Annotated in this window: 24 protein-coding genes and 1 riboswitch; of the genes, 4 read left to right on the top strand and 20 right to left on the bottom strand. The window is 52.3% G+C overall.

Annotated elements, in window-relative coordinates:
* The 5 genes from WC734_02720 to rpsP all read right to left on the bottom strand — a co-directional run bounded on the left by WC734_02720 (position 1) and on the right by rpsP (position 3,987).
* On the bottom strand, positions 1–597 hold the full coding sequence (locus tag WC734_02720; protein MFA6198050.1) for a CYTH domain-containing protein: 597 nt from the start codon (positions 595–597) through the stop codon (positions 1–3).
* On the bottom strand, positions 594–1,265 hold the full coding sequence (gene trmD / locus WC734_02715; GenBank protein ID MFA6198049.1) for a tRNA (guanosine(37)-N1)-methyltransferase TrmD: 672 nt from the start codon (positions 1,263–1,265) through the stop codon (positions 594–596). Before trmD ends, WC734_02720 begins: the two co-directional genes overlap by 4 nt.
* 255 nt (positions 1,266–1,520) lie before the next feature.
* Entirely contained in the window at positions 1,521–1,937 is a 417-nt protein-coding gene (locus WC734_02710; protein ID MFA6198048.1) for a KH domain-containing protein, read from the bottom strand.
* 133 nt (positions 1,938–2,070) lie between these two features.
* A complete protein-coding gene (locus WC734_02705; GenBank protein MFA6198047.1) occupies positions 2,071–2,895 on the bottom strand; it encodes a reverse transcriptase domain-containing protein in 825 nt (274 codons plus the stop codon).
* Positions 2,896–3,516: 621 nt separating this feature from the next.
* A complete protein-coding gene (gene rpsP, locus WC734_02700) occupies positions 3,517–3,987 on the bottom strand; it encodes a 30S ribosomal protein S16 (protein ID MFA6198046.1) in 471 nt (156 codons plus the stop codon).
* A gap of 234 nt (positions 3,988–4,221) precedes the next feature.
* Here rpsP and WC734_02695 point away from each other — a divergent pair, with 234 nt between their 5' ends.
* Positions 4,222–4,590: a hypothetical protein gene (locus tag WC734_02695; GenBank protein ID MFA6198045.1), complete on the top strand. Its 369-nt coding sequence runs from the start codon at positions 4,222–4,224 to the stop codon at positions 4,588–4,590.
* A gap of 212 nt (positions 4,591–4,802) precedes the next feature.
* Here the strand turns inward: WC734_02695 and WC734_02690 are convergent, their stop codons facing one another.
* From WC734_02690 to rpmF, 11 genes are all read right to left on the bottom strand, one after another.
* Positions 4,803–7,484, bottom strand: coding sequence for an AAA family ATPase (locus WC734_02690; protein ID MFA6198044.1), 2,682 nt, complete (start codon positions 7,482–7,484; stop codon positions 4,803–4,805).
* A gap of 180 nt (positions 7,485–7,664) precedes the next feature.
* Positions 7,665–7,883: a hypothetical protein gene (locus tag WC734_02685; GenBank protein MFA6198043.1), complete on the bottom strand. Its 219-nt coding sequence runs from the start codon at positions 7,881–7,883 to the stop codon at positions 7,665–7,667.
* Positions 7,884–7,959: 76 nt separating this feature from the next.
* The gene (locus tag WC734_02680; protein MFA6198042.1) at positions 7,960–8,157 is read right to left on the bottom strand and encodes a hypothetical protein; all 198 of its coding nucleotides are present in this window, start codon (positions 8,155–8,157) and stop codon (positions 7,960–7,962) included.
* Positions 8,158–8,535: 378 nt separating this feature from the next.
* Complete coding sequence (locus WC734_02675; GenBank protein ID MFA6198041.1) at positions 8,536–11,382, bottom strand: FlgD immunoglobulin-like domain containing protein; 2,847 nt, start codon at positions 11,380–11,382, stop codon at positions 8,536–8,538.
* A 5-nt stretch (positions 11,383–11,387) separates the two neighbouring features.
* Positions 11,388–12,293 carry a hypothetical protein gene (locus WC734_02670; protein ID MFA6198040.1) on the bottom strand — a complete coding sequence of 302 codons (906 nt, stop codon included), beginning with the start codon at positions 12,291–12,293 and terminating at the stop codon, positions 11,388–11,390.
* Between the two features lie 30 nt (positions 12,294–12,323).
* A riboswitch (cyclic di-GMP riboswitch) is annotated at positions 12,324–12,448 on the bottom strand.
* A 174-nt stretch (positions 12,449–12,622) separates the two neighbouring features.
* Positions 12,623–12,916, bottom strand: a complete 294-nt coding sequence (locus WC734_02665; protein MFA6198039.1) for a hypothetical protein — start codon at positions 12,914–12,916, stop codon at positions 12,623–12,625.
* A 98-nt stretch (positions 12,917–13,014) separates the two neighbouring features.
* Entirely contained in the window at positions 13,015–13,608 is a 594-nt protein-coding gene (locus tag WC734_02660; protein MFA6198038.1) for a hypothetical protein, read from the bottom strand.
* Between the two features lie 166 nt (positions 13,609–13,774).
* Positions 13,775–14,263 (bottom strand): DUF456 domain-containing protein, encoded by a 489-nt coding sequence (locus WC734_02655; protein MFA6198037.1) that lies wholly within the window; start codon positions 14,261–14,263, stop codon positions 13,775–13,777.
* Positions 14,264–14,329: 66 nt separating this feature from the next.
* Entirely contained in the window at positions 14,330–15,025 is a 696-nt protein-coding gene (gene rnc, locus WC734_02650) for a ribonuclease III (GenBank protein MFA6198036.1), read from the bottom strand.
* Positions 15,026–15,146: 121 nt separating this feature from the next.
* Positions 15,147–15,605 (bottom strand): transcription antitermination factor NusB, encoded by a 459-nt coding sequence (gene nusB / locus WC734_02645; protein MFA6198035.1) that lies wholly within the window; start codon positions 15,603–15,605, stop codon positions 15,147–15,149.
* A gap of 13 nt (positions 15,606–15,618) precedes the next feature.
* Positions 15,619–15,846 (bottom strand): 50S ribosomal protein L32, encoded by a 228-nt coding sequence (gene rpmF / locus WC734_02640; GenBank protein ID MFA6198034.1) that lies wholly within the window; start codon positions 15,844–15,846, stop codon positions 15,619–15,621.
* Positions 15,847–16,153: 307 nt separating this feature from the next.
* Here rpmF and WC734_02635 point away from each other — a divergent pair, with 307 nt between their 5' ends.
* Together WC734_02635 and WC734_02630 are read left to right on the top strand one after the other, a co-directional pair.
* Entirely contained in the window at positions 16,154–16,537 is a 384-nt protein-coding gene (locus WC734_02635) for a hypothetical protein (protein ID MFA6198033.1), read from the top strand.
* Between the two features lie 225 nt (positions 16,538–16,762).
* Positions 16,763–17,308, top strand: coding sequence for a hypothetical protein (locus tag WC734_02630; protein MFA6198032.1), 546 nt, complete (start codon positions 16,763–16,765; stop codon positions 17,306–17,308).
* Positions 17,309–17,510: 202 nt separating this feature from the next.
* Here the strand turns inward: WC734_02630 and gyrA are convergent, their stop codons facing one another.
* Genes gyrA through WC734_02615 form a run of 3 tightly spaced genes read right to left on the bottom strand, consistent with a single transcriptional unit; the run spans position 17,511 to position 21,080 of the window.
* Positions 17,511–19,961 carry a DNA gyrase subunit A gene (gyrA, locus tag WC734_02625; GenBank protein MFA6198031.1) on the bottom strand — a complete coding sequence of 817 codons (2,451 nt, stop codon included), beginning with the start codon at positions 19,959–19,961 and terminating at the stop codon, positions 17,511–17,513.
* Positions 19,962–19,989: 28 nt separating this feature from the next.
* Entirely contained in the window at positions 19,990–20,466 is a 477-nt protein-coding gene (locus tag WC734_02620; GenBank protein MFA6198030.1) for a hypothetical protein, read from the bottom strand.
* Positions 20,467–20,471: 5 nt separating this feature from the next.
* Complete coding sequence (locus tag WC734_02615; protein MFA6198029.1) at positions 20,472–21,080, bottom strand: MBL fold metallo-hydrolase; 609 nt, start codon at positions 21,078–21,080, stop codon at positions 20,472–20,474.
* Between the two features lie 134 nt (positions 21,081–21,214).
* On the opposite strand from WC734_02615, the gene WC734_02610 reads away from it, so the two are divergent.
* Positions 21,215–21,532, top strand: coding sequence for a carbon storage regulator (locus tag WC734_02610; protein MFA6198028.1), 318 nt, complete (start codon positions 21,215–21,217; stop codon positions 21,530–21,532).
* Between the two features lie 90 nt (positions 21,533–21,622).
* Here the strand turns inward: WC734_02610 and WC734_02605 are convergent, their stop codons facing one another.
* Complete coding sequence (locus WC734_02605) at positions 21,623–23,863, bottom strand: N-acetylmuramoyl-L-alanine amidase (GenBank protein MFA6198027.1); 2,241 nt, start codon at positions 23,861–23,863, stop codon at positions 21,623–21,625.
* Positions 23,864–23,889 lie beyond the last annotated feature (26 nt).

The raw sequence follows: 23,889 nt of genomic DNA, 5'->3' as shown, positions 1-23,889 counted from the left end.
TTATTTTCTTTTTCGCTTTTTGAGCAAATCCTGAGGAATATCGGTGAAAGTGGCACTTGGCCAAGAATCAACTTCTTGCTCCGTAACATCATAATTTTGCTGGTACGCGATTTCGACACTGCCAAACAAGGCTCGTTCCCACTCCAAACCTAAAGCTGCGGCAGTTTTGCGAACTTCTACTTCGGTAGGTGCCTCGATTTCCAAAAAAGTGGGTATCCAGGGCCAGGTGTCAATGGTAATCTCAACCGATTGGTATAACCACTGCTCGCGGCGGGTTTCCTGGTAGGATCTTAGAACCAATCCAATATCCAGCAGAAATTCACAAGCACGATCAAAATCATCTACCCGTACCGAAACTTCTTTTGTGCCTTGTAGTGTACGGTTATTAAGTTGCTTATAGGCCAATGTGATTTTGCCATTTTCTTCACGAACCCAAACACAGCCGCCAACCCGCTCCATGTGATGATCGGGGGAATCGAAAATCTTTCTCTTTTGTAATTGTTCAGAGTAAACGCAGCGTGCTCCAATTTGCTTCAATGTATTTCGTATCGCGCCCGGATCAATGTCTAAGAATTTAGCTTCGATTTCGGTCTTCATGGCCGTGGCTTTTTTATACGCTGATTTGCTTTGCGCCAGTTGGCAATGGCTGAATGGTCACCTGACAATAAAATCTTCGGTACCCGTTGGCGGCGGAATACTTCCGGGCGGGTGTAGTGGGGGTATTCCAGGGTCTTTAAATCTTGAGAAAAAGACTCGTCATGGCTGGAGGTTTCATCACCCAGCACGCCAGGTAGCAAGCGGCTGACGGCGTCCACTACGACCATGGCGCCTAGCTCGCCTCCGGTCAGCACGTAGTCGCCGATCGACAGCTGTTCATCCACCAGTGAGCGAATGCGTTCGTCGAAACCCTCATAATGACCGCAGATAAAGATCAATCGTTTGAGTTCGGAGTATTGGCGGGCGATAGGCTGATTAAAAGTCCGTCCCTGAGGTGTGAGCAGAATAACTTTCGTATCCTTAAGTTTGTGCGGTGCCACGGCGCGCAGTTTTTTCAAAGCCTTGAAAACCGGTTCTACTTTCATCACCATGCCGGGCCCGCCGCCATAGGGACGGTCGTCGGTGGTGCGGTGTCTGTCGGTCGTATAATCCCGCAGGTCGTGTATGACTATATTAATTCGGCCGCTCTTCCGGGCGCGGTTGATTATGCTGGTGTTGAAATATGATACAAAAATATCGGGAAACGTGGTCAGGATGTCGAAGCGCATGGAAGCAATTCAAAATGTAAAATGCAAAATGCAAAATGAATGTAACCCCGCCCAGCGGGGAATCACATGTTTTGAATTTTGAATTGTACAATTTTACATTTCTCAACAAATCGCTGGCCGAATTGTACCATAAAACAAGCAAATTGTCCTCACGATAAAAAAACAAAAACCGCCAGTTAAGCCAGCGGCTGTTGTCCTCTCGTTATCAGGAACATGGTTTCTGATTTCTAACTTCCGATTTCTGACCTCTGCTAGTTATAGTTTCAGATCGTCCATATCGGCGTCAACCGCGGTTGGTTGCGTCTCCTGCGGCGCCTCTTCCATCATCTTGCTCTTACGGTGACCTTCAGGTTCATAGATCTTGAGGTTCACTCGGGCGTGGTGCTTGGCACCGACGACCCGGAGCAGCGTGCGAAGCGCTTTGGCGGTCTGGCCTTGGCGGCCGATCACCTGGCCCAAATCTTCTGGATTGACTTTGAGAGTGATCAACACTCCCATTTCATCAACCATGCGATCGGTCGTGACGTCTTCCGGACGGTCGACGAGGCCCTTCACGCAATACTCGACAAACTCTTGATCTTGTTCTTTAGCCATTACATCGTTGCGGTTAATTGTTACGAGCTGATAGCCGGAGATGCTGTTTCGACGTGTTAACCTCGGAGAGAGAGGCACGACAGCCTGGCATCAGTAGCTTCATTATAAAATGTTCTGGCGTAGTGTCAAATCCACCCAAATCAACTAGTCACAAATGGCTGGGTTATCAATAGAAAAACCGGTCTGTGTCGGCCGGTTGCTGAAAGCGTGATTAGAACGGAAGTTGATCGTAGCGCGGCTTGGATCGCAGGTTAATCCGTTGCCGTAGGCATCGGAGTCTGCCCGCCCGCCCGAACGTGAGGAGGTAGCCGCGGTGTCCGCAGCGCTGAATGGAGGTGAGGTTTCCTTGGTCGGCAGCCGTACATACACGGGTGACATAAGCCGAAGGTGGCCGTACGCGTCCGTGTACAATCACCACGCCAGGAAGTTCCATGATCCCATGTCTACCCTCGCGCGTTTTTGTCGCGTTGAGAATCAGGTGGTGTTCTCTTATCACTCGGTCGATGGTTCCCTTGAGCGCATCAGGGAATTCTTCATCCGGGTGGGAGAAGCAGAGGTCGTCACCGTATCGCGTATATATCGGACCGCTGTATGGAAATCCCTCCAGTTTGGCTCGATGGAATGTCACAGTTTTCGTCGGAGCGCCGATCGCAGCCGCAACAGTTTCATCAAACCGCTGCATGAGCAGGTTGTAGATGAAGGGTGAGTACGGGCCACCCTGCGGAAGTCCGCCGTTATAGGTGAACATCCGGCAGATAATCCATGCTAGATCGGGCGGGAACTGCTTGCGGAGCAGAAAGCGGTACAAGTGCTTCATGCGGATGGATGCGAATGCACCCGAGATGTCAAGACACCAGCTTGACTGATTGTGGCGGTGCCATCGGGCGTTGCGAATGACATTGCACCCGGTGTTGTATGCTGTTGCCGGGAAATCGGTTCCCTCACTCGACTGGGTCGTTCTGATGTTCCGATACAAGTGGCACGGCTCTTGCGCGATGAGCAGATGTCCGTTCCGGACGGAAAGGATATAGCGCATGAGGTTCCACAGTCTGTTCTGGTACCACCGGAGCTCGCCGCTTGCCACGAAACAAATGCGCTGTTTTCCCTTGCGCGAACTGCGCCCACCTGTAACGATGCGGCGATGCCAGTGAAGATCAGGATTTGTCAGGATCGATGCAAGAAATGCCTGGCCGATCCGCACCTCCTTGAGGAGTGCTGCACAGCCCGACACCCGCATCACAACACGCGGGTCAGAGGGGAGCGCAAACTGGCGCGGGTTGACGAACGAATAGTACCTCTGGCTGCTACGGAGCATCGGGTACACTCCTTATGATGAAAGGATCAAGAAATATGAAGGGAGACGTTGGGAAGGATTGCTCCTCTGCGACTGTCTCCCTAGGCTTCAGGTCAAACGCGAAGCGTTGCGATTCGCCTCGTACGAAAACGCTCCCCTCGGAGCGCATCTGCAAGGTACGCCAGCCCTCTTCATAACCAGTGCCTGTCGCATCTCCCCGGGCCGAGGACCCATCAATAGGGCCAAAGGTTAGTATTGTAGGGCAGCACCAGTATATGTGTGTGGGGTATAGTTGTCAACCCCCGATAAACGAAACCCAGCCCCCGTAGGAGCTGGATGTATCGATGATAAATTTGGATGGAACTATTCCGCTGGTTTCGGCTCAGCTGGCGCTGGCGTCGGCGCAGTTTCGGCGGCTGGCGCGGGTTTAATCGGTTCAGGCGTGGGAGTCACTTCAGGGGCTGGCTCGGCCGGTGCTGATGTGGCTTCTACGATCGATTCAGCTTTGGCTGGCTCGGAAGCGGTGGCTGCCTTGGTGGCCTCTTCGGGGCTGACCTCTTTCTTCTTGGGCTTCCAGCTGGTCACTTTCGGTTCGTCAATTATTTTTTGATCTACCAAAAGATTGTGCACGGTGGGCGAGGCTTGAGCTCCTTGAGACAGCCAATATTTTATCCGTTCGGCTTTGAGTGTCGCCTGAGCCGGATTCGGGTGCGGATTGTAGTTGCCGAGCAGTTCAATGTAGTCGCCGAAAACATCCTTGGTTTTTTCGGAGACGATGACGCGGAAGAATTTCTGCCCTTTCTTGCCGGTTGGTGAGAGTCTAATTGCTAACATAGAATAGTCGTAGGTTATGATGACAAGATTTAAGTTCGGAACTTTGGTGACTTAGAGTTTCAAGCCTTTCGTTACACGCGTAACTTATAACTTGCCCTTCGTAACCCGATTGATGGTATGGTGATATTACAGAAACAGGCTGTTTTTGTCAACATTAGGCATGTTGATTTATTGATTTGGTCCAAAATCGAGTGTACAGTTTATATATTAACCTTGAATAAAAGGCAAACATCCATGTCGCACAAACTACGTCGTTGGATTGGAATCGCGCTGCTGCTAATTTTGGCTGCGATTAATGTCTGGGGGATGATCACAGTGTACACAACCGCCGGAGACAAGGGGTTATCGCTCGGGCAGCACATAATTACCATTCTAGGCACCATCTTATCGATAATACTTTTCATTTCTGCACTGCTAGGGCGCCGTTACGTGATTGGCCTTTCGATTATCATGGGCATATTCTATCTGGTTGCCCGGGTCGATGAATTTACGTCTACAAACACGGCCGTGACGATATTAGTTCAGCAGATGATTATCGCGGTTATTACTATAGTGGGCGCTTGGACGTCAAAACCAAAAAAGATAGCCGCCCCAACCCAGTAGCACGCTACGATAAAAGTAAAGAACGAAAAAGCGCGTTTCCAGGTGGGGCGCGCCTTGCTCTATTTATATCATGACAACCACTTCCATTCCAGTCATTGCGAGCGAGTCAGCGAGCGCGGCAATCCCATTGTTTGGTGAACCTTCATGGGGATTGCTTCCCCCGCTGAGCGGGGTCGCAATGACGGAATTAATTGGGGGCGGTTGAAACCAGTTTACCGATTCCCGTGTTGGTTGATGACCGCTTCGGCCTCTTCCATTTTCACCGACAAGAGTTTCGACACGCTGTCCGCACCCATGGTAACGCCGTAGAGAATTGAAGCCTGTTGCATGGTGGCGCGATTGTGGGTGATGGTAATGAACTGCGTCTTGTGAGCCAGCTCGGTTAGGATGTTCGAGAACTTAATCGAATTCGATTCGTCCAAGGCGGCGTCCACTTCGTCCAGGATCACGAAAGGCGATGGATTATTAGCAATGATCGCGCAAATCAGCGCGATGGAAGTGAGCGACTTCTCACCGCCGGACAGCACATTGATGCTGCTGACCCGTTTACCCGGCGGAATGGCTTGGATTTCAATGCCGGTGACGACTTTGCCAATCGAATGCTTCTTCGGTTGTTTCGGCGCTTCTTCTGTGGCGTCTTCTTCGCCATCGAATTCATCATCTTCGTCGTCCTCATCGGCGTCTTCAAAAAGCTCTTCTCTGTTCAAAATTAATTTAGCCGAACCGCCCTTGAACAGCATCTTGAAGTACCGGGTGAACTCGGTATTGATCTTTTGAAACGATTCGTCGAACTGATCCTTGATTTGTTCGTCCAGCTCGGCGATGCCTTTGTCCAATGACTCAATGGCTTGGTGCAGATCCTCGGCCTGTTTGGATAGGAACTCAAAGCGCTCGTTGGTCTGCTCATATTCCGAGCTGACGTTCTCGTCGATGCCGCCGATCAGCTCGATCTGATGCTTGATGCTGGTGATTCGTTCTAGCAATACGGAAGCGGGCGATTCGCTGATAATATTTATAAAGTCTTTTTGTATTTCGATTAACAATGTTTCGGGCAAGTCGGCGCGCATTTCCCGATCGAGGTCGTCGCGGCGGGTTTCCAGGCGGGCTTGTTTGACCCGCAGTTCGTTTGATTCCTGGGTCACCGCGTTGAGAGTATTCTGCCGGTCACGGAACTGTTTCTGCAGGGCAAACAGCTCTTCTTTTTTCTGCTGCTCGACCTGGTTGAATTGCTCGATCTTGATTCTAGACGATTTCAAATCACGATCTAGGGTTTCGATGCTCTGATTTAGGCTCTGGTTCTCTTTGGCGGCAGCGGCGCGCGATTCAGCCGGTTGTTTGGAACTGCTTTCGGACAATTCCAGTTCGCGTCGTAAACGATTTAATTCCTGTTCCAGTTCATTCTGATGTTCGATCAATAAGGCTTTCTTGTCTTCCAGCATACGTACTTTGACGATCCAGTCATTGATCTCATTGACCAGGCTATCGCGGCTCTTCAAGAAGTTGGTCAGCTCGTGTTGTAAGCGTATTACTTCATCGGTACCGGAAGCGGGCGCTGACCGGCTCAACTCGGTTAAATACTGGCTCAGACTGCGGAATATTTCCTGGGCGTGCTTTTTGATACGTCCGATATCCTCCACCGTCTGGGCGGCATTGAGCGCCTCTATGAATTTTGCTTGACGTGTCTCGATATCCTTGAGATGGTCGTGGATCTCTTTTACCGAAATAGGCTTGCTGGTTTCCATGCGCTCCTTAGCCAACAGCAAACCGCGTTCTAATTCTTCGAACTTTGTCACCACCACGGCCTGTTCGCTTCGCTTGGTTTCCAGGGCGGTTTGAGCGGCGCTAAGCTGGTCATTGATCGGTGCTAGATCATCACATACTTCTTTGATCCGGCGGTCGATCTGTTCGGCCTGTTTTGACAGCCAGACCCGATTTGTCTCACCGGCTTGATGGGCTTCGACTTCCAGGCGGCCCTTGAGTACGGCTTGGTCTTGCAGCAGGGTGTTTTTTTGGTCGAGTAAGCGGTTGTATTCTTTTTGCAATTGGCGGAAAGCATCCTCGCGGGAACTCTCGCTCTCGATCTTTTCCAGCTGGGTTTGAACAGCGCGCAGCTCGCTAGTAGCCGACCGCAGTCTTTGGTTGGTGGCTGACTGCTGACCATCCAACTCGCTCAACTGGCCGGATATGTCCCGCCACAGCCCGGCGAAGTATTCCTTCTGTACCAAGCGTAAGTCTTGTTCGATCGTCTCGCGCCGCTCCAGGCGTTTGACCTGGCGGGTGAGTGAACGCAGCCGCGGTTCGATTTCCTGCATCAGCATTTCGCCTTGGCGCAGATTCTCTCGAGTGTGCTCCAGTTTCTGTTGCGCCTGTTCTTTCTTGATCTGGAATTGGCGCACGCCGGCGGCTTCATCAAAAAACTCTTTCCGTTCCTGGGGTGATGAAGTCAGCACGGATTCAATCATACCCTGGCCGATCACCGAATAACTGCGCTGGCCGAAGTTGGATTTGGCGAGCAATAGAATTATATCCTGCAGTCGGACCTTGGAATTGTTCAATAAGTACTCATTTTCACCCGATCGGAACACCCGGCGAGTGATGACCACCTGTGGGTAGTCGATCGGCATAGTATTGTCCTCGTTGTTGATATGCAAAGAGACCTCGGCTAGCCCTAAGCGAGCTTTCTTATCCGAACCGGAAAAAATCACGTCTTCGGACTTTTTACCGCGCAGCAGTTTCAAACTCTGCTCGCCCATCACCCAGCGCACCGCGTCGGCCACGTTGGATTTTCCCGAACCATTAGGGCCGACAATCGCGCAGATCCCCCGGTTGAATTGCATTGATACTCGGTTGGCGAATGACTTGAAGCCTTGGATTTCGAGTTTTTCGAGATACATAACTGGTGGTTTACAGACAGACTTTGAAAATAAGAAAATTTTCAGAAACTAACGATAATTACCCACATATTGTACAAGATTATTATCAATCCGGCAAGAAAATTATTATTGTAAACTAAAAAACCGCCCTTACCCGGCACCCGACCGGGAGTTGGACGGTTTATTTTCGGTTAATTCACCCTACCAGTCTGAGCCGCCGCCCTCTTGGCTGGCATTTTGAGTTTTGCCCATACACCGTGCAATGCAGTCAGAATTATTGCCGCACTGTTCGTAACAATACTTTAGCCTACCCCAGGTCGCTTCAGCCGGTTTAGGTTTGGCCATCACGCCAATACCGGCGACGAAGAGGGATACGACGAGCAGGCCAATGGCCATGCCGAGCAAACGTATCTTTGACATACACCATTCCTTTTCTCTATATGAGATAAATAATTAGCACTGATATATTTAAACCGGTACTGTACCGATAATATATTTACTGATCCTTAGCTAGACATCGATCCAGGCAGGCTTGATCGTTGCCGCATTCGTGGTAACAATACTTAATCCGACCTATAGTCATTCTATTTGATGCTTCCGCCAGTTTGGGCTGGAAAAATACACCCGCTGCGACCACAAATATGGCCGAAACCAGCAAGCCAAACCCTAGGCTGATAAGACGCTTTCTTGTCATAAGTTATTTCCTCGACCCCCCCTAAGGGTGATTACGTGTAAATAGTTCAATAACTATTAATGCTAGTTCTTCGCTAAGCAGCGAGCTAAGCAGTCGTGATCATTGCCACAATCGTGGTAACACAATTTCAGTTGTCCGTACGTAATTTCAGTTCTGGCTTCAGCCGGTTTGGGCTGTGTCAGCCAACCAGCTACTACCACAAATAACGTCGCCAATAGCAGGCCACTTCCTAGGCCAATGATTTGCAGTTTTTGCATAGTCGTTTCCTCTCCCCATTTAGTGGGGTTAATAATCAAACACTCAGATGTGGTGCCTGTGCGTTAGTCTCGAGGGCAGACTAAGCACAGGCACTGGCTGAGGGTTCGATCTGGTGGAGGGCTAGAGGAGCGTAACCTTGTGCGATGTTACGATCCGCCCATCCAATTCCAATCGAACGAAGTAGACACCGGCCTGAGCGCGGGCGCCGTTGTCATTCTGGCCGTCCCAGGTCAAGCTGTATGATCCGGGGCTCTGGATGACGTTCGGTGTCACCAGAGTTCGGACGCGCTGGCCGGAGACGCCGTAGATGGTCAAGGATACACGCGCCATACCCGGTAGGTCGTAGCGCAGCTCCGTGGTCCGGCCAGGATTTGGAGCGTTGGTCAGCTGCAGGTCGGCTTTGTCCGGCAGGGGTTGGAAGTCGGGCATGCCGGCCGGGCTAAGGAAGTCGTGCAGTGGAATGGGAAAACCATAGGCCATAGCCAGCTTCAGATAGGTGCGCATGGACTCGGTCTTCCAGAGTCGTTTGATTGCGGTCTGGTAGACCTCCTGTGCACACCAATGTCCGGGAGAAATCCTTTCGCTGAAGTACTCCCGGGCTAGTCGGTGGTGGAAGGCTTGGGATCCGCCGCGGGAATGAGACAGCTCGAGCACGGCTGATGCGCCGGCCGCGGGATCGTTCACCATCCACCGTTTGGTGAGCGGCGGGTAGTAGGTGGGATTGTTGCGGTCCCCGTCGGCCATGTCGCATCCCGGGAACTCCAGCACGATCCGCTGCTTCGTGGGAAGCAGTGACATCGATAACGGAGAGCCCATGGATAGTTGAGCGAAGAAGCCGGGCCAGATTTCACGCGTTGTCAGCGAGCCGGTTCCGATGATCTCGGTCACCCCACTCTGGACAGCTGCCACGAACATATTGCGCTTAGCAAGGTAGTCATAGCAGCCCGTACTTGTTTCGTTGAGTTGGGTGAAAGGTACCCCGGCACCCGTGTACCACCCGCCGATCTCCTGGAAGAGGAGGCGTGGGGCCGGCACGTCGTGGCACATGCTGGATAGGTCGCCAACGATGGCCAGGGCTCTGGGGCTGGACACGTACTGCCCATTGTAGTACTGCAGTGTGGATGTGACGCAGTTGTTGAGCTCCTGCGTTGTAGTAGCGTAGACCCGGGAGTAGTAACACTCGGGTCCTTCATCGAAGAAGTTGACCATCTGCAGGTCTGAACCGCAGCTATTCCAGTAGCACTGTTGATTCTCGTCGGGAATGTAGAATGTCCCAACGATGTTAGCCGCGGGTCGGTCGCCCTGGTTAGCTTCCCCGACGATCGTGCAGAATGGGGGATAGGAACACCCGGCGGCAACGTTCGCGTCGTAAGCGGCCCGGAATGTTGATTTGGCCGCGTTAGGGTCGTTCGACCCCACGATCACCTGCGAGTTCCAGCCCCACTGAGCCCAGTAGTTGATGATGGGTTGGATGATGGTCACCCAGCTAGCTTGGGACGTGTAGTAGGTGAAGTGTGACGCCGGAAGGACAGTTGTCGTGGAGCGGTCTTGTGGTAGCTCCGGCGTGTATGGGGTTGGTTGCCAGGTCGACACCGTTTGGTTCAGCTTGCGAAGGCTGGCCAGCTCCGGTGGTGGTACCGGTGAAACCGGAAATGGCCGCGAACTGGTTTCAGTCGTGGGATCCTTGGCTTTTTCCGCGACTTCTAGGAAGTCGGCCGTACTCTGGACGACCACCTCATAGAAGTGCGGCAGAACGCCGCCCTCGGCTGGCACGGTTGTCAGGAGCTGTTCTCGGTGTTCACCGCCCCAGACCTGAAAGTTGATCGATCCCAGTTCCGGATCCGTCAGCCAAAGAACGTGGATTCCGTCTATGTCCCGGAACGCCCACACACCGGTGAAGGTAGCGGCGGTGTTCGGGCTAGTGTAGCCGCTGGCCAGGCTGTAGACGTAGTCGTCCCCATTGGGACCTTGTCCGTTTGTGTCATAGGGGTTCTGGTTGCCGTCCAGGATGGCATTACTGCCATCCGTCAAGTCTGCGCAAGTGATGGTGAAATCACCCGGAAGCAGCAGGTTGATCTTGTAGTTCAGCCGGTGGTCGCCCGACCACCAGAAGTCGGTTAGATAGGCCCAACCGCTGGCTTGGACACGAGTGGCGACGTCTTGATTGGTGTCCATAGCTGAATCGAACTCGATCCAACCGTCGGTCTTTTCGTCATTGAGTAGTGTTCCGGGGTCAGGGTTGACATCCGTAACCACCGGGGAGAATACGGTTTCCCCGCTACCGGTGTAAGTAAGCCCACTGCCGATTCCAGCGATGGCCGAGCTGGCGCTTCTAAGGTTGGCGCCGCCCTCCCCGTTCATACGGCTGAGCATGGTGTTGGTGTATATGTTGCCAGCCGTTGAGCCACTGAAACCGACGGCAACCCGGGCGTTGGCGAACCCAGTGCCGATCCATCCAGCACTGAAGCAACCGTCCACGATGGCGATTGTGTTCAGCCCCGACTGGAGCAGCCAGGATATCTTGGTGGGATTGATACAGATGTCATATCCATCCGATGTCTGTCCAGGCCAAAGATCACCCGGTGCCCAGTCGTCGGTCGCCTCATAGGCGGTGATCGCATTGTTGCGCTCTGTCTGCCCCGTAAGACTGTATGCTTCGAAGGCAGCCGCCGTACTCCATGAATGGGTATCCACGAAGTACATGGCGATACTACCTTCCTTGCAGTACCAGCGCCACCGATCCACGGTGGCGTCGTCGGGTGCGTTGTCCCCTTCGTCGTTGGCCCAGACCACGTAGGTCTTACCCTGGTCGGTGAGCTTCAAGCAGAAGTTGCTGTAGTTCTGTAGCGCCCAGTTGTAGGGCGCGAACAGCAGTCCTTGGTGGTATTTCGGGGACTGGTTAGCCCCCAGTACCGGTCCCGCCAGCATTGCCAGCAAGACCACGGTGATGATTGCTGGGCGGCGCATAGCGGTCAGCCCGCCACGCGGCGAACCTTGGACAGGGTCGCCGGGTTTCGGAAGAGCATCGCCGACATCGGATCGATCAGGTGGCCATTCCAGGTGCGCTTGTCGAATCCGGCGCGCGCCCGCTCAATCTCCGCCTTCCAGGCTGGCCAGTCGGCTGATCCGACGGAAGCAAAACTGGAAGACGAGTAGATGAGCAGGTACTTACCGCGTGCTAGGTCGTATTCGTAGGCGGTCTTGATGTCTTGAAGCCGTGCTGGCCCGGAACGCTTGCCGGCTTTTTCCTGGGTCGGTATGCGAACGTACTCCGGGCGGTCGGGCTGGTCAGCCCAAGTTACCAGGATCGTGATTTCGTCGATGATCTCGGCCTTGGCCACTAGATCACTCGCTCCAAACACTTCACACCCGGCTCGCGCGATGGCGTAGTTGGTTTTGTCCGTAGCCTTGGCTACGAACATGGCATCGTATGCCTCCTGGCTCAGATTGCCAGTCGGTGTGTCGGGCCGTCGAGTCGGCGGCGTCGGTGGTGCGATAGCCGCCACGTAGCCGTTCACCGACAGGGTATCACCGACGATGGCCCACGTATAGGGCGTCGCAGCAGTAGTGTCTGGGGGAATAGGGTTCCCCTTGATCCAGACCTGCTCCGTCTGTGCCCCCGCCACGCTCGTGATGAGCACGGTGAGGATGATGAGTGTTCCGATGAGTCGCATGACAAGACCTCCTTCGATCAGGACGGACCGGATGGCCGCTGAGATGTATTCCCATCGGCAGTTGTGCAGAACTTTACTATCACTTGGATGTTTGTCAAACAGGTTGTCAAGGTGCTGTCGGGTTTCCCTCCAGCACCCCGTCTCACCCGAGGTTTGTATTCGGATAAGACTAGGATGCTTGAGAAAATGCCTAATATTACACAAAAACCTCAACGAATTGAGGCTGATGATCGAGTGGAATCGTGTCGGTTTCGCTACTAGCTCCCTATTGTCCGCCCCTCCATAAAAGCCTTTAGACTAGCAATTATATAGGGAAAGCGACCAGATTCAGACAATAGCTCATCGCCTCACATATTCAATTTGATTCCACCTTAGTACTACCTGTATACAATGTCAAGAGCGGGCCAACTTTTGTAAAATAAGCAGTCAGGCTAAAGCGATATAATAATAAAAAAAGAGCATCGTGCTTCATCCGCCCTTGCGATTGAAATACGATGCCCGAGTACCAGATCAGGAACCCCGGAACCGTCGATCTACCAGAGGATACCCTGACCGTCCTGGTAGAGCTCGCACATGCCAGGCACCCCGGCCCTGCAGAGCTCGTAGATCAAGTTCCAGGCTTGCGCGTTTCCACCCTGTGCGAATGTGATCTCGATGTTCGCCAGATGGATCGTTGTCCCGATGTCCGTCGGTGCCGTCGCCGTGTTGACGTTGCCGGCGGTCATGATCGTCGCGTTGTTCTGATCGGTCGTGACCTGGACGGTCGGTATGACCATGGGCGTGACCAACAGAACCAGCGCGAACAGGGGAACCAGAAGCCGTCTCATGAGAACCTCCTTTGGCGGCTATCCCAATGGCCGCCATTCCTCCGTGGCAACTAAGGTTACCTTCGCTGCGTTTATGCCACGGACACTCTTGGCCCATGTCACTCGATGACGAGGCCGGAAACTTGGCCGTTGCGCCATTCTTTCCCAGATTCAGTCTGGTTGGGAAAAACGCAAAATAATTCAAACGAGCAGCCGGAGTCACTCATGCCTTGTACACCGGGAACAAACTGTAACCCGAATGGCTCGTGGGCGGAAAAGATTCCGTTAGTCAGGTATATCCAGCTTGTCGCCCACACTCGATCACCGGATTTGAGAACTAACCCGATGTTCCATTTGAAGTTAATGGCGTGAACCGCGGGTAACGGCCGGATTGAACATGAGAACGTTCGCGTATTCGGGTTTTCCATCACCTGCTTGATAACAAACTCCAAATTCGGGCTGCCCGGTGTTGTTTGCAGATATTGAAGAAACTGGACCGACATGTCCTCCTTCGGGAGAATCCGAAAGGCGAAGTTTTCCGCCTGGATACACCAACCTCTGGTGATGCAGGCCTTGTCAATGTCGGATGGCTTGACGAAGCATTTATCGGTATCGGCTGATGCCGACGACTCGGTGTCAGCTGACATTGCCGGGTTGAACGCCCAGAACTGGCTGAACAGTACCGCTAGAATTACCAACGCTCTATTGTTCATGGATTCGCCCCTTTCTCTAGGTTGGCAACGAACGTATCACACTGACCTACTTGGAAGGTGCGCTTATTATGGAAACGGTTATTGCCTCATCGCTTGATGTCTAACCCAACGCTACCAAATTTTTGTCATTTTGTCAATAGGTCAGACTCGAATCGTGATAAAAGACCTACAGCACCTTCGACAGAAACATGGCAATCAAGGTCACGCCTACGGCTACTCTTACTATTGTACCCCCGACAAAGCCGATAAAATGATAGTTCTGCGTTTCGACTTTATAAATCGCGTCACGGCCGGTTAGCAGTTCGGCGATGACGGCGCCGACAATCGGCATAATAACCAGCGTGGCTAATGAATGAAAACTGGCCCCAACCACACCGCCGATTATCGCTCCAGCCGCACCCCAAAAGCTCGCCTTAATTTTTTGAGTGCCACGTAGGCTGGCAATCAAATCAAGCAGAATAATCAATCCCACCAGCAACGTCGTCAGAATCATAAAATTCTTATCGATTTCTTCAAACTTAGTAGTGATGCCATAAATCATGACCACGCCCCAGAGCAACGGCAATCCCGGCAGCGTTGGCACAAGAGTACCTAAAAAGCCGACAATCATCAGGAAAGTAGTCATGGTAATGAGAACGAGATCAAGCGCGCTCATAGTCAAGAAAAATTAATAATTCAAAATTTAAAAGGTAAAATTAAGGTAATTCTCCGGAGGAAAAGATTACAGCCAGCTTTTTACTTCGAGGCCTTTGCGGGCGGCTGCTTCTTCGGCTTCCTGCTTCGAAGCGCCAATGCCAGTAGCGACCCGCTCATCATTGAGGAAAACCCCCACTTCGAATCTCTTGTCATGATCAGGGCCCGACTCGGCAATTACCTGGTAACGGGGCGTGACGCCAACCACTTCCTGGCTGCGTTCCTGAAACCGGCTTTTCGGATCCAAGTAAAGTTGATTGGCCAGGATGTTGGCCAGCTTGGGCAGCAGCTCGCGATGCAAGAAACTTTCGGCGCCCTCAAAGCCCTGATCCAGATAGATCGCGCCAATGATAGCTTCGTAGGCATTGGCGAGAATGTAGCGGCGCGCCTTGGATTGTGAGTCTTTTGATTCGCCTCGGCTTAAATAAAGAAAATCGTTGATATTCAGCTCTTCGGCGCACTCGGCTAGTTTATCGCTATTCACCAAGCTGGCGCGCCAATTGGTCAGTTCGCCCTCGGTTTGGGCCGGGTACTGCTCATAAAGATAGCGCGTTACAGCCAATTCGAGCACTGCGTCACCTAAAAATTCCAAGCGCTCATTGTGACCGAGCCGGAATTCCGGATGTTCATTGAGATAGGAACGATGCACCAGGCTCTGAGTGAGTAAATCCTGATTCTTAAACTTGACGCCTAAACGTTCTTCGAGTCGGGCAAGATCTTTCATGTGTCCTCCGCGGACCAGAGTAGGGAACCTGGTATCAAGTTTGATACCGTGTTTCCTGCGCCGGCCAGGATTTAAGAATTAATAAGTAACAAATAATAATTAACCAATAGAAACTCAGGAACTATCTTGAAACTGCTGATTTTGGAACTTGGGGGGTGATTTTCTTGGCTTCGAGATCCTTGAAGATAGCGCCCAGTACGCCATTAACGAACTTGCCCGATGATTCGCCACCAAAAGTCTTAGCTAACTCAATCGCCTCATTGATCGCCACTTTGGGCGGAATGTCGGGCGAGTATAGTAATTCAAAAACTCCGATCCGGAGTATATTCCGATCTACCACGGTGATTTGCGGCAGCGGCCATTCGGGCGCGTATTTGACGATGATGCCGTTGATGCCATCTAAGTGCTTCTGAATGCCGGTGATCAATTGAACGGTAAACTCGCTGTCATCAAAACCGGGCGCGAACTTTTCCACGTTCGACCGCGCCGCCTGCGTTAAATCGGACTGTTTTTGGCCGTTGAAGTCCCATTCGTACAGTGTCTGCATCGCAATGGTTCGACCAAGGTGTCGGTTCGACATGCCGTGAAACAGTTTATGATTTAGCGTTCTTTGTTTCCGCTTTGGCTTTCGATTTGCCGGCTTTGAATTTCACGGCAACAACTTCGCGCCCTTTATAATAACCGCAGAAACGGCAGGACTGATGCGGCCGAATCGGTTTCTTGCATTTTGGGCAGGACGTCAGATTGGCTGCGATTTGTTTCAAGCGCGCCAGTCTCGGACCTTTTGCGGACTTCGGTAGTTTTTTCCCAGGTAATCCCATATGTGTTCGAGAGAATCATAACTAATATTTGGTATTTTGGCAAGGGCTGGTGTACACCCTGGACTTAGGCGAGGTTGGCCCCACCTACGCCAGGGCTTCGGCGGGCAGGCATCCTCGCCTACGGTACTGGGTTGACAGTAGTGATAAAAATGCTAGAGTCTGGGTAACTCAAATGGCCAAAGCAAAACAATCTCTAAACCAGAGATGATCCGATTTCTGCCCTTTTTCAACGAGGAGCTAAAAGATGCCACTTGAATTGAAGCCCATTACCTGTCCTCTTTGCCAAGGCCGCCGACCATATTATGTCGTGCTCGAAGACGACTCAATCGTTTACTGCTATCCACCGGTCTATGATGGCGTCCCGGGCTTGGTCAACGCGGTCTCAGTGGGCAGTGCGATTATCGCGGCGGCTCGGAAAGAGGGTTTCGATCCGGACTCGGTACAGCATTTTGTGCTACTGGCCGGGCTCAACGCCCGTTTCATCGGAAGCCCCGGCCACTATCTCTTTGCTCGCGTCATACTGCGTTACGGGGCGGGGGGCTCATACGCGCCGTTGGGAGGATTCTTCGCTACCACGCCAACGCCGTGCCCTGAAGTTGTCCTGACGTTGTGCCGCGTCTGGCTGGGCGAGAAACCAATTCAAGTGACGGCATCGGGTGGCGACTGGGAGCTGCCACCACCACTAACCTAGACTCGGATGAGATCATCCGAGTCGTTTTTATTTAGTATCAATACAACGTAGGCGGGCAAACCCCGTACCGAGTCTGGTACGGGGCCCGCCTACGAATTGAAGGTTCTGAAGTTTGACACAATTTCCAATTGATATTAAGGTTCGGTTGGTTCTTTGACGGTTTCCAAACCGGAAGCCCGATCCAACAACCATAGCCGACGGTTTTTACCTAGGCGACTGGAGGGCATGATGATTCCTGAAGGGTTTGTTGACTGGCTAGCGGAGTTCACCGAAAAAAGGCTACTTTTCCGAGTTGTTTGGAACCCAAGTCAACTCGAAGCTGGAACATGGGAACCATCAAGGTTAGTTGAGGTGGTCACACGGTGGAACGCGGGTGACCAGCCGTGGGTTGTGTTCATTTTCGGCGAGCACTTAGGTGGCCAAGGTTCCCATCTAGAACACACCGTTGGCAAACTTTGGCGGAATGAGGACCTAACTAGGCTTGTCCAATCATGGGACAAGGCTGGATTGTGTGAACAGTACAGCGTTCAGCGCCAAACCGTTGCCTGCGTCCGGGCTAAAAGTGGTGTGTTGGAAGTTGCTCCACGGCATCCTAAGGTCATCGCGGCCATGCTTGAACTGCGAGGGTACCTCTGGGCTCTGACCGCAAATCATCAACCGGACGATGATGGTATCCGGGTCATTCGAGAACGGCTGGGTGGCATGCTGACGGATCTGTTCCGGAACATCGAAACGGTGTGGCCGCTCACAACGGAAGATGTTGGGCGGTGACAGACAATCAGACTCGGACGTAACAGTTCGAGTTTTCTTTTGGTATTGTATACGGACCACGCCGTGGCTTCATTTTCGGTATTTAGAAACTTTTAAAAGTTTCGAATTGAAGTCATATACCAAAACAGCCCCCGTCCTCCGGAGGCTATTATCTGTTCCGTAGGCGACCAATCGCTTGGTCGCCTACGAATAAATTGGTGTGTTATATGATTGTCACCGACGCCACCTTATCCGCTGACTCGGAGAATCGCATCAGACGGACGCCTTGAGTGGCGCGGCCGAGCACGGAGACCGATTTGAGCGGCAGGCGGATTACTTGTCCACGCTCGGACATAATGATAATATCGTTTTGTTCCAGTTTGGCATTGACGATGAAGGCAGCGCAAATCTGGCCGGTCTTGGGCGTGATTTTGGCGGTTTTGATACCGCTGCCGCCCCGACCCTGGACTTTGTAGTTCTTGATACCGGTGCGCTTGCCAAAGCCATTAGCCATCACTACCAGGATTTGCTCGTTCGGTCCCGGTTTGCCTTCGGAGATTACGTCCATTCCGGAGACTCGGTCATTCTTCTTTAACCGGATGCCGCGTACACCGGAAGCATTGCGACCCATAGCTCGAATATCTTTTTCCCGGAAGTGAATCGACTGGCCCTGTTCGCTGACCAGAATCAGATTGTCATGTCCGGTAGTGGGTTTGACCCATTGCAGGATGTCATCGGCTCGCAGCTTGATGGCGATCAAACCAGAACGCCGCACCTTGGCAAAGTCAGTAATGTCGACCTTCTTGATCACGCCATCGCGGGTGACCATAGTCAGGAATTTGTATTCCTTCAATTCCGATATCGGCAGAATTACTGAAACTTTTTCCTCGCTCGGCAGCTGCAGGAAGTTTACTATCGCCTGGCCCTTGGCGGTACGGCTGGCCGGCGGAATATCATAAGTCTTAAGCTGGAAGACACGGCCCTTAGTAGTAAAGAACAGCAGGTCGGTATGAGTGGTGGTGCTGAAGAAGTGTTCCACGAAGTCTTGTTCTTTGGTGGTTAGGCCGATAACACCTTTGCCGCCGCGGCCCTGGGTGCGGAAAGACTCCGGCTCCACCCGCTTGATATATCCGTCATGGGTTGTCATGACGATAGTCGGTGTGTTTGGTATCAGGTCTTCCTGAGTAAATTTATCGACGGCGTTGGGGAAGACCTGAGTACGCCGGGCATCGCCGTATTTCTCTTTGATACGCGCCAAGTCGGCTTTGATAACGCTTAGAATCCGTTTAGGAGAAGCTAGTAATGCCTGCAAATCTTTGATGATGGCCAGCTTTTCTTTTAATTCGTCCAGGATCTTTTGCTGTTCCAGGTTGGCCAGCTGCTGCAGCTTCATTTCCAGAATGGCGACGCTCTGGATCTCGGTCAGCTTGAACCGCTTCATTAGGTTTACTTTCGCTTCATCTTTGTCTTTCGACTTCTTGATCGTCGCGATTACCGCATCCAGATGGCTCAAGGCGATTTTTAGACCTTCCAACACATGGGCCCGCTCTTTGGCTCGATCCAGATCGTATTGAGCCTGGCGCCGGGTCACTTCCTGCTGGTGCTTGATGTATTCTTCGAGCACCATCTTGAGCGTGAGCACGCGCGGCTGCAAGCCATCAATTAACGCCAGCATGTTGACGTGAAAAGCGGTTTGCAGCTCGGTCAGGCTATACAGGCGGTTGAGAACTTTCTTGGGATAGGCGTCTTTTTTCAAATCGATCACCACCCGGATGCCATCTTTGTCCGACTCGTCGCGCAGGTCTCTAATGCCATCGATCTTTTTATCATTGACCAGCTGGGCGATATGTTCGATAAGATGGGCCTTGTTTACCTGGTACGGTATTTCATTGACAATAATCTGAAAACGTCCGGAATCGGCTTCGATAATTTCACACTTGCCGCGCATCACAATCCGGCCCTTGCCGGTGGCGTAGGCCTGGGAAATTTCATTGATATCAAATATTTGACCGCCGGTCGGAAAGTCCGGCCCCTTGATAAACTGCATCAGGTCTTCGACCGACGCGTTGGGGTGGTCGATTAGGTGAACGGTCCCTTCGATGATTTCGCCGAGATGGTGCGGCGGAATGCTGGTGGCCATGCCGACGGCAATGCCCATCGTGCCATTGAGCAGCAGATTGGGCAGCCGTGATGGCAACACCTGGGGCTCTTGTTGCGAGCCGTCATAGTTGGGCAGGAAGTTGACGGTGTTCTTTTCAATACTGCCCAGCATCTCGTCCGAAATGCGATCAAGCCGGGCCTCGGTATAACGATGGGCGGCCGCGCTGTCACCGTCGATCGAACCGAAGTTGCCCTGGCCCTCGATCAGCGGGTAGCGCAGAGAAAAATCCTGGGCCATGCGGACCATGGAATCGTAGACGGCCATATCCCCGTGCGGGTGATATTTGCCCAGCACCTCACCGACCACATTGGCCGATTTGCGGAACTTGGCGCCGGCCCGTAAGCCGATCGTCCACATGGCGTAGAGGATTCGTCGATGGACCGGTTTCAAACCGTCACGCACGTCCGGCAAGGCGCGCGAAACTATCACGGACATGGCATAGTCGAGATACGACTCCTGCATTTCGTCCGTTATCTGGCGGGGTGAAATTGTGCCGATGGGATTTTCAGTCATACGTCGGTAATATTAACTGTGATTACTATTATTTAATAAACTCGGGAAAAACTTGTTTCTGCAACTCCTTGACTTCCGGCGTAGTTGGGTCGCCGGCGTCGTCCAATTGCTGTTTGACATCATTAACCTGCTGATCGAATTGGTCAGAGAAGTCTGACAGCACCCGTCCGATATTGGCTATTGTCTCGTCGGCCGAATTAGGGCCGGATCGCTGGGGCCGGAAGCGCATGACGCCCAACCATATCGTCAGCACCAACATGAAACTGATACCCACTCCCCAGACCAAGGCGCCGCGTCTGGCCGGCCGGTCAGGTAATTGAAAAACCGGCGGAGTGCGTTTGGCCACCGTGTCCGGCTTGGGTTTCACGGCCGCACTCGTGAGTGGGCGGTGCTCCAGGAATGTTTCATCTAACGCCGGCCGGGCCGGTTCCGGAGCGGATTCAAGTACGCGAATCGGTACGCGGCGGGATCGTTTGGCAACAAGTTTTTTAGCGGCTCTGGGCATGATGATTACGGGGTCAAAACAACCACCTTGGTTTCAGACTGGGGCAGGTCGCGTTTGATCAGTTTAAGCTTGGGGAGCGACTCCGGCGTCTGTCCGCCCATGGCTTTGAGAAAAGGCTGCAACGGTTCGGCCGGCGATTTCAAGCCCGGTATTTTATAAAACATTGGCACAACCAACCTGGGTTCAATTTGACTAATCAATTTGACGGCTTGGTCCACTTCGACAGCCTTCGGATTCCCGGCTGGCACCAGCAGCACATCGACATCTTCAAAAGTTTCCAGCTGTTCGCTGGTCAGCGGGTGCTTGAGAGCCGCAATATGGGCGATGCTGACGTTTTCGACTTCAAAATAGAACAACGTGACACCAGCATCGGCGATGCCGCGGATAAAGATTTTTTTTACCTCATATTCTCCTGGACTGACAATCCGGTAGGGTGTGCCGCTGACGCCGTCAAGGTTATTAGCTAGTGGATTTTCGGGTTGGGAAACGGTCACAACATCAGCCTGGGAACGGGGGAATTTCAGTCCGGAAACAATTCCATAAGGGTCCGTGAAAAGTGTGCAATCGGACGTTTGAATTTTGAAGGAATTTAAGCCCAGCCAGGTAAGATACATAAAAAAATCGGTTAGGTATTATCGGGTATAATCAGGCTTCATAATAGCATAAAAACTCTCCTAGGTAAAGCGAAAATAGTATGAGTATTTCATACCAGTTGACAAGGCGACGACCAGCCAGTATACTGTGTGCGATGTGCTGCCAATTAGCGCACCTTGGGACACCTCAGATCACAACAAACGAAGATAGCGCCATCAGGCAGGAGGATGTGGCCATGCTCGTGATGAAACGTACCTATGGTGACGTGGTCCGAATCGGACCCGCTACAATCACCGTAGTCTCTGTCAAGGGGAGAGTGGTCGAGATTGGTGTCGAAGCACCGTGGTGGATGCCGATTCTGAGGGGGGAGCTACCTTGGAATTACCTGCTCCAGCTCAAGAATGCGGTTATCCGTTTGTGGGTTCAGTTCTGGCGGCGTCAGGCGATCGGACCGCCCCGACCCGGCTCCTAGGCAGCAGCTCGGGCACCTTCAAGCTGCTCGTCGAAAGACCCCCGTGCGCCACTCGCTAGGGGTCTTGTTTCTTTATGATTAGTATATTGTCTACTTAGGATCAACGCGCAGTATCCGGACGAAGTTACTGTCCGGTACGATTTCGGGTGAAGCGGAGGTAGTCAGTTGAAGTTCCGTCCGGTAAAGACCAGATCGAGCCGGGTTCAAGCGAAAGGTAAAAGTTGCGGTAGCACCCGGGCGAACGGTGGTCTCTTTCATCTTGATATCACCCGCGGAAGTGTTCCAGCTGGTATCGCGGAATGGACTGGCGCGACCATTGAGATCATATATCTTCAAGCGCATCGAACTATCCCAGGTGGCCGAACCGGTATTTTTTACTTTCACCGTGACGGTGGGGCGCCAACCGACCCGCGTCGCTAATGGGACATTAGCGCTGACCAACTCGGCTTTGTAAATGGGATCGACCCGACTGATCAGTTCGGTAGCAGAATTTATCACCAGCTGATTATCGGTATAGAGACTGAAGACCTGCTTGTACAGTCCGCTGTAGGCCGGGCTGGTTTCATAAAATTCAAACGTACCCACCTGCCCGGTGGCGATGCTGGCTTCCTTAAGTTTTATTTTACCAGCCGAATCGGGCCAGCTGCGGTCGCTGTAGCGACTGGGCCGGTTGTTGAGATCGAGTATTTTTAAATAGGTGTTTTTCGGCGTCCAGGTTATCTTGCCTAGATTGGTATATTGCAAGACCATCTTGGGACGCGATTTAACCAGCGTAGCTACTGGGACAGTTTTTTGTTTCAAGCTTGCCGCACGATCTAAGCCGGTAACATCTATGTGTATATTAAATTTAGTGCCGTTGAACAACTGATCGCCAATCGCGACCAAGTATTCTTCATCGGCGGTCAGTCGATCGCTCGGTGCCGTTACTGTAAAGTCAACGGCCACGTTGTCGCCCGGGGTAACAGTTGCGGCAGTTAACTGCCCGGCGATGCTAGCAGCTGGCCAGTTGGATGACGCCATGATCGCCGGGGATTTAACTGGCCTGATGGCCAGCAATGCCTGGTCAAAATTGTGCCACGGCACATTACCAATATTTGAAATGATAGCCCGGATAGTTTTCGTGGTGCCGCGCTCCAGATCAAATGATGATTCGCTGATTAAATCCAGCCGGGCATTTTGGGTGAGCTGAATCGTTCCGCTATCGTACAGCGTTTGGCTGGCGGTGCGTATTTGAGGCAGTAATGTATTCAGGTTCTGGCCGGGACACAACGTACAATCAATATCACCATGGCCGACGACGTTTGGCAGGGCCGACATACCTAGGAAGTCTGAGGCGCCGGCCGGCTGGATACCGTCAAGAGCGCCTTTTTCAGCAATCAAGTTTGATAAGGCGTCGATTGCCGCTTGGGTCGGTTGATTCGTCTCATAGTTACCCAACAGGGCAATGCCAATAGTACCGGGATTAAAGTTGATTTCAACATTTCCGCCGCCGAAACGTGACTGATTGCAGGTCGCATCGCGCGCCGCGTGGGCGCCAATCACCGCGTCGCCGCCTTTGCGTCCTTCATATACCAAGCCGGATGAATCAATTAAATAATTATAACCGATATCACCCCATCCCAATGTCACCGCGTGATAGTACTGGATAGCCCGAATTGTGGCGGCCGGGTCAGTGCCGCCATCGCTGGTCACGGTATGGTGAACGATGAATTTTTTAGGAGCGGCGTATTCCGGCTGCCAGGTTGAGATCGATTCATCGGCACCCCAGGCGGTTCGGTTGACGATTGAGACACTGGCGGTGGCTTTTGGAATCAGGCGCGTCAAGAGATTATGGAAGAACCCGGTTACTGCGCGGGTATGTCCCTCTGACAAAACGGTAATTTTAATGTCGCTTGGTTCTGCAACCGAGTGGGTACGATAGCGAAAAGTTTTTGATGGTATTAAGAAAAACAGATCGGTGGCGTGCCGGCTCGCGTCTTTGGGCTGAATATCGGTCGAGGCGGTGATGGTGGTCCAGCCACTCCATTGACCATCGGTGAGATATTGAATATCAAATGAAATATCAGCTGGTTCGCTCCAGGTGAATCCGACGGCTTCGATTAACGATTCGGCTTGAATGGGATCGGAAGTGAATTCGAACACAGCCGGTGAGCTGTGACGCTGGCCGGAAAGCGAATCTTGCGTGTAGGTGTCCGCAGTTACTTGGGGTGTTGGTTCGGCTTGAGCCGTCGCGGCTACGATCCAGCCGATGATGGTGAATACAAAAACGATTCCGATCAGCCGACGGATCATATGCCGTGAACCCAGATTGTGGCGCTTTTTATTTTTCATTTTCTGACTTTATTATAGCGCAAATT

It is taken from the genome of Patescibacteria group bacterium, assembly GCA_041661625.1.
GTDB lineage: Bacteria > Patescibacteriota > Patescibacteriia > JAHIZJ01 > JAHIZJ01 > JBAZUB01.
Note: the sequence above shows the minus strand (reverse complement) of the source record. Positions and strands in the feature narration are given on the sequence as shown.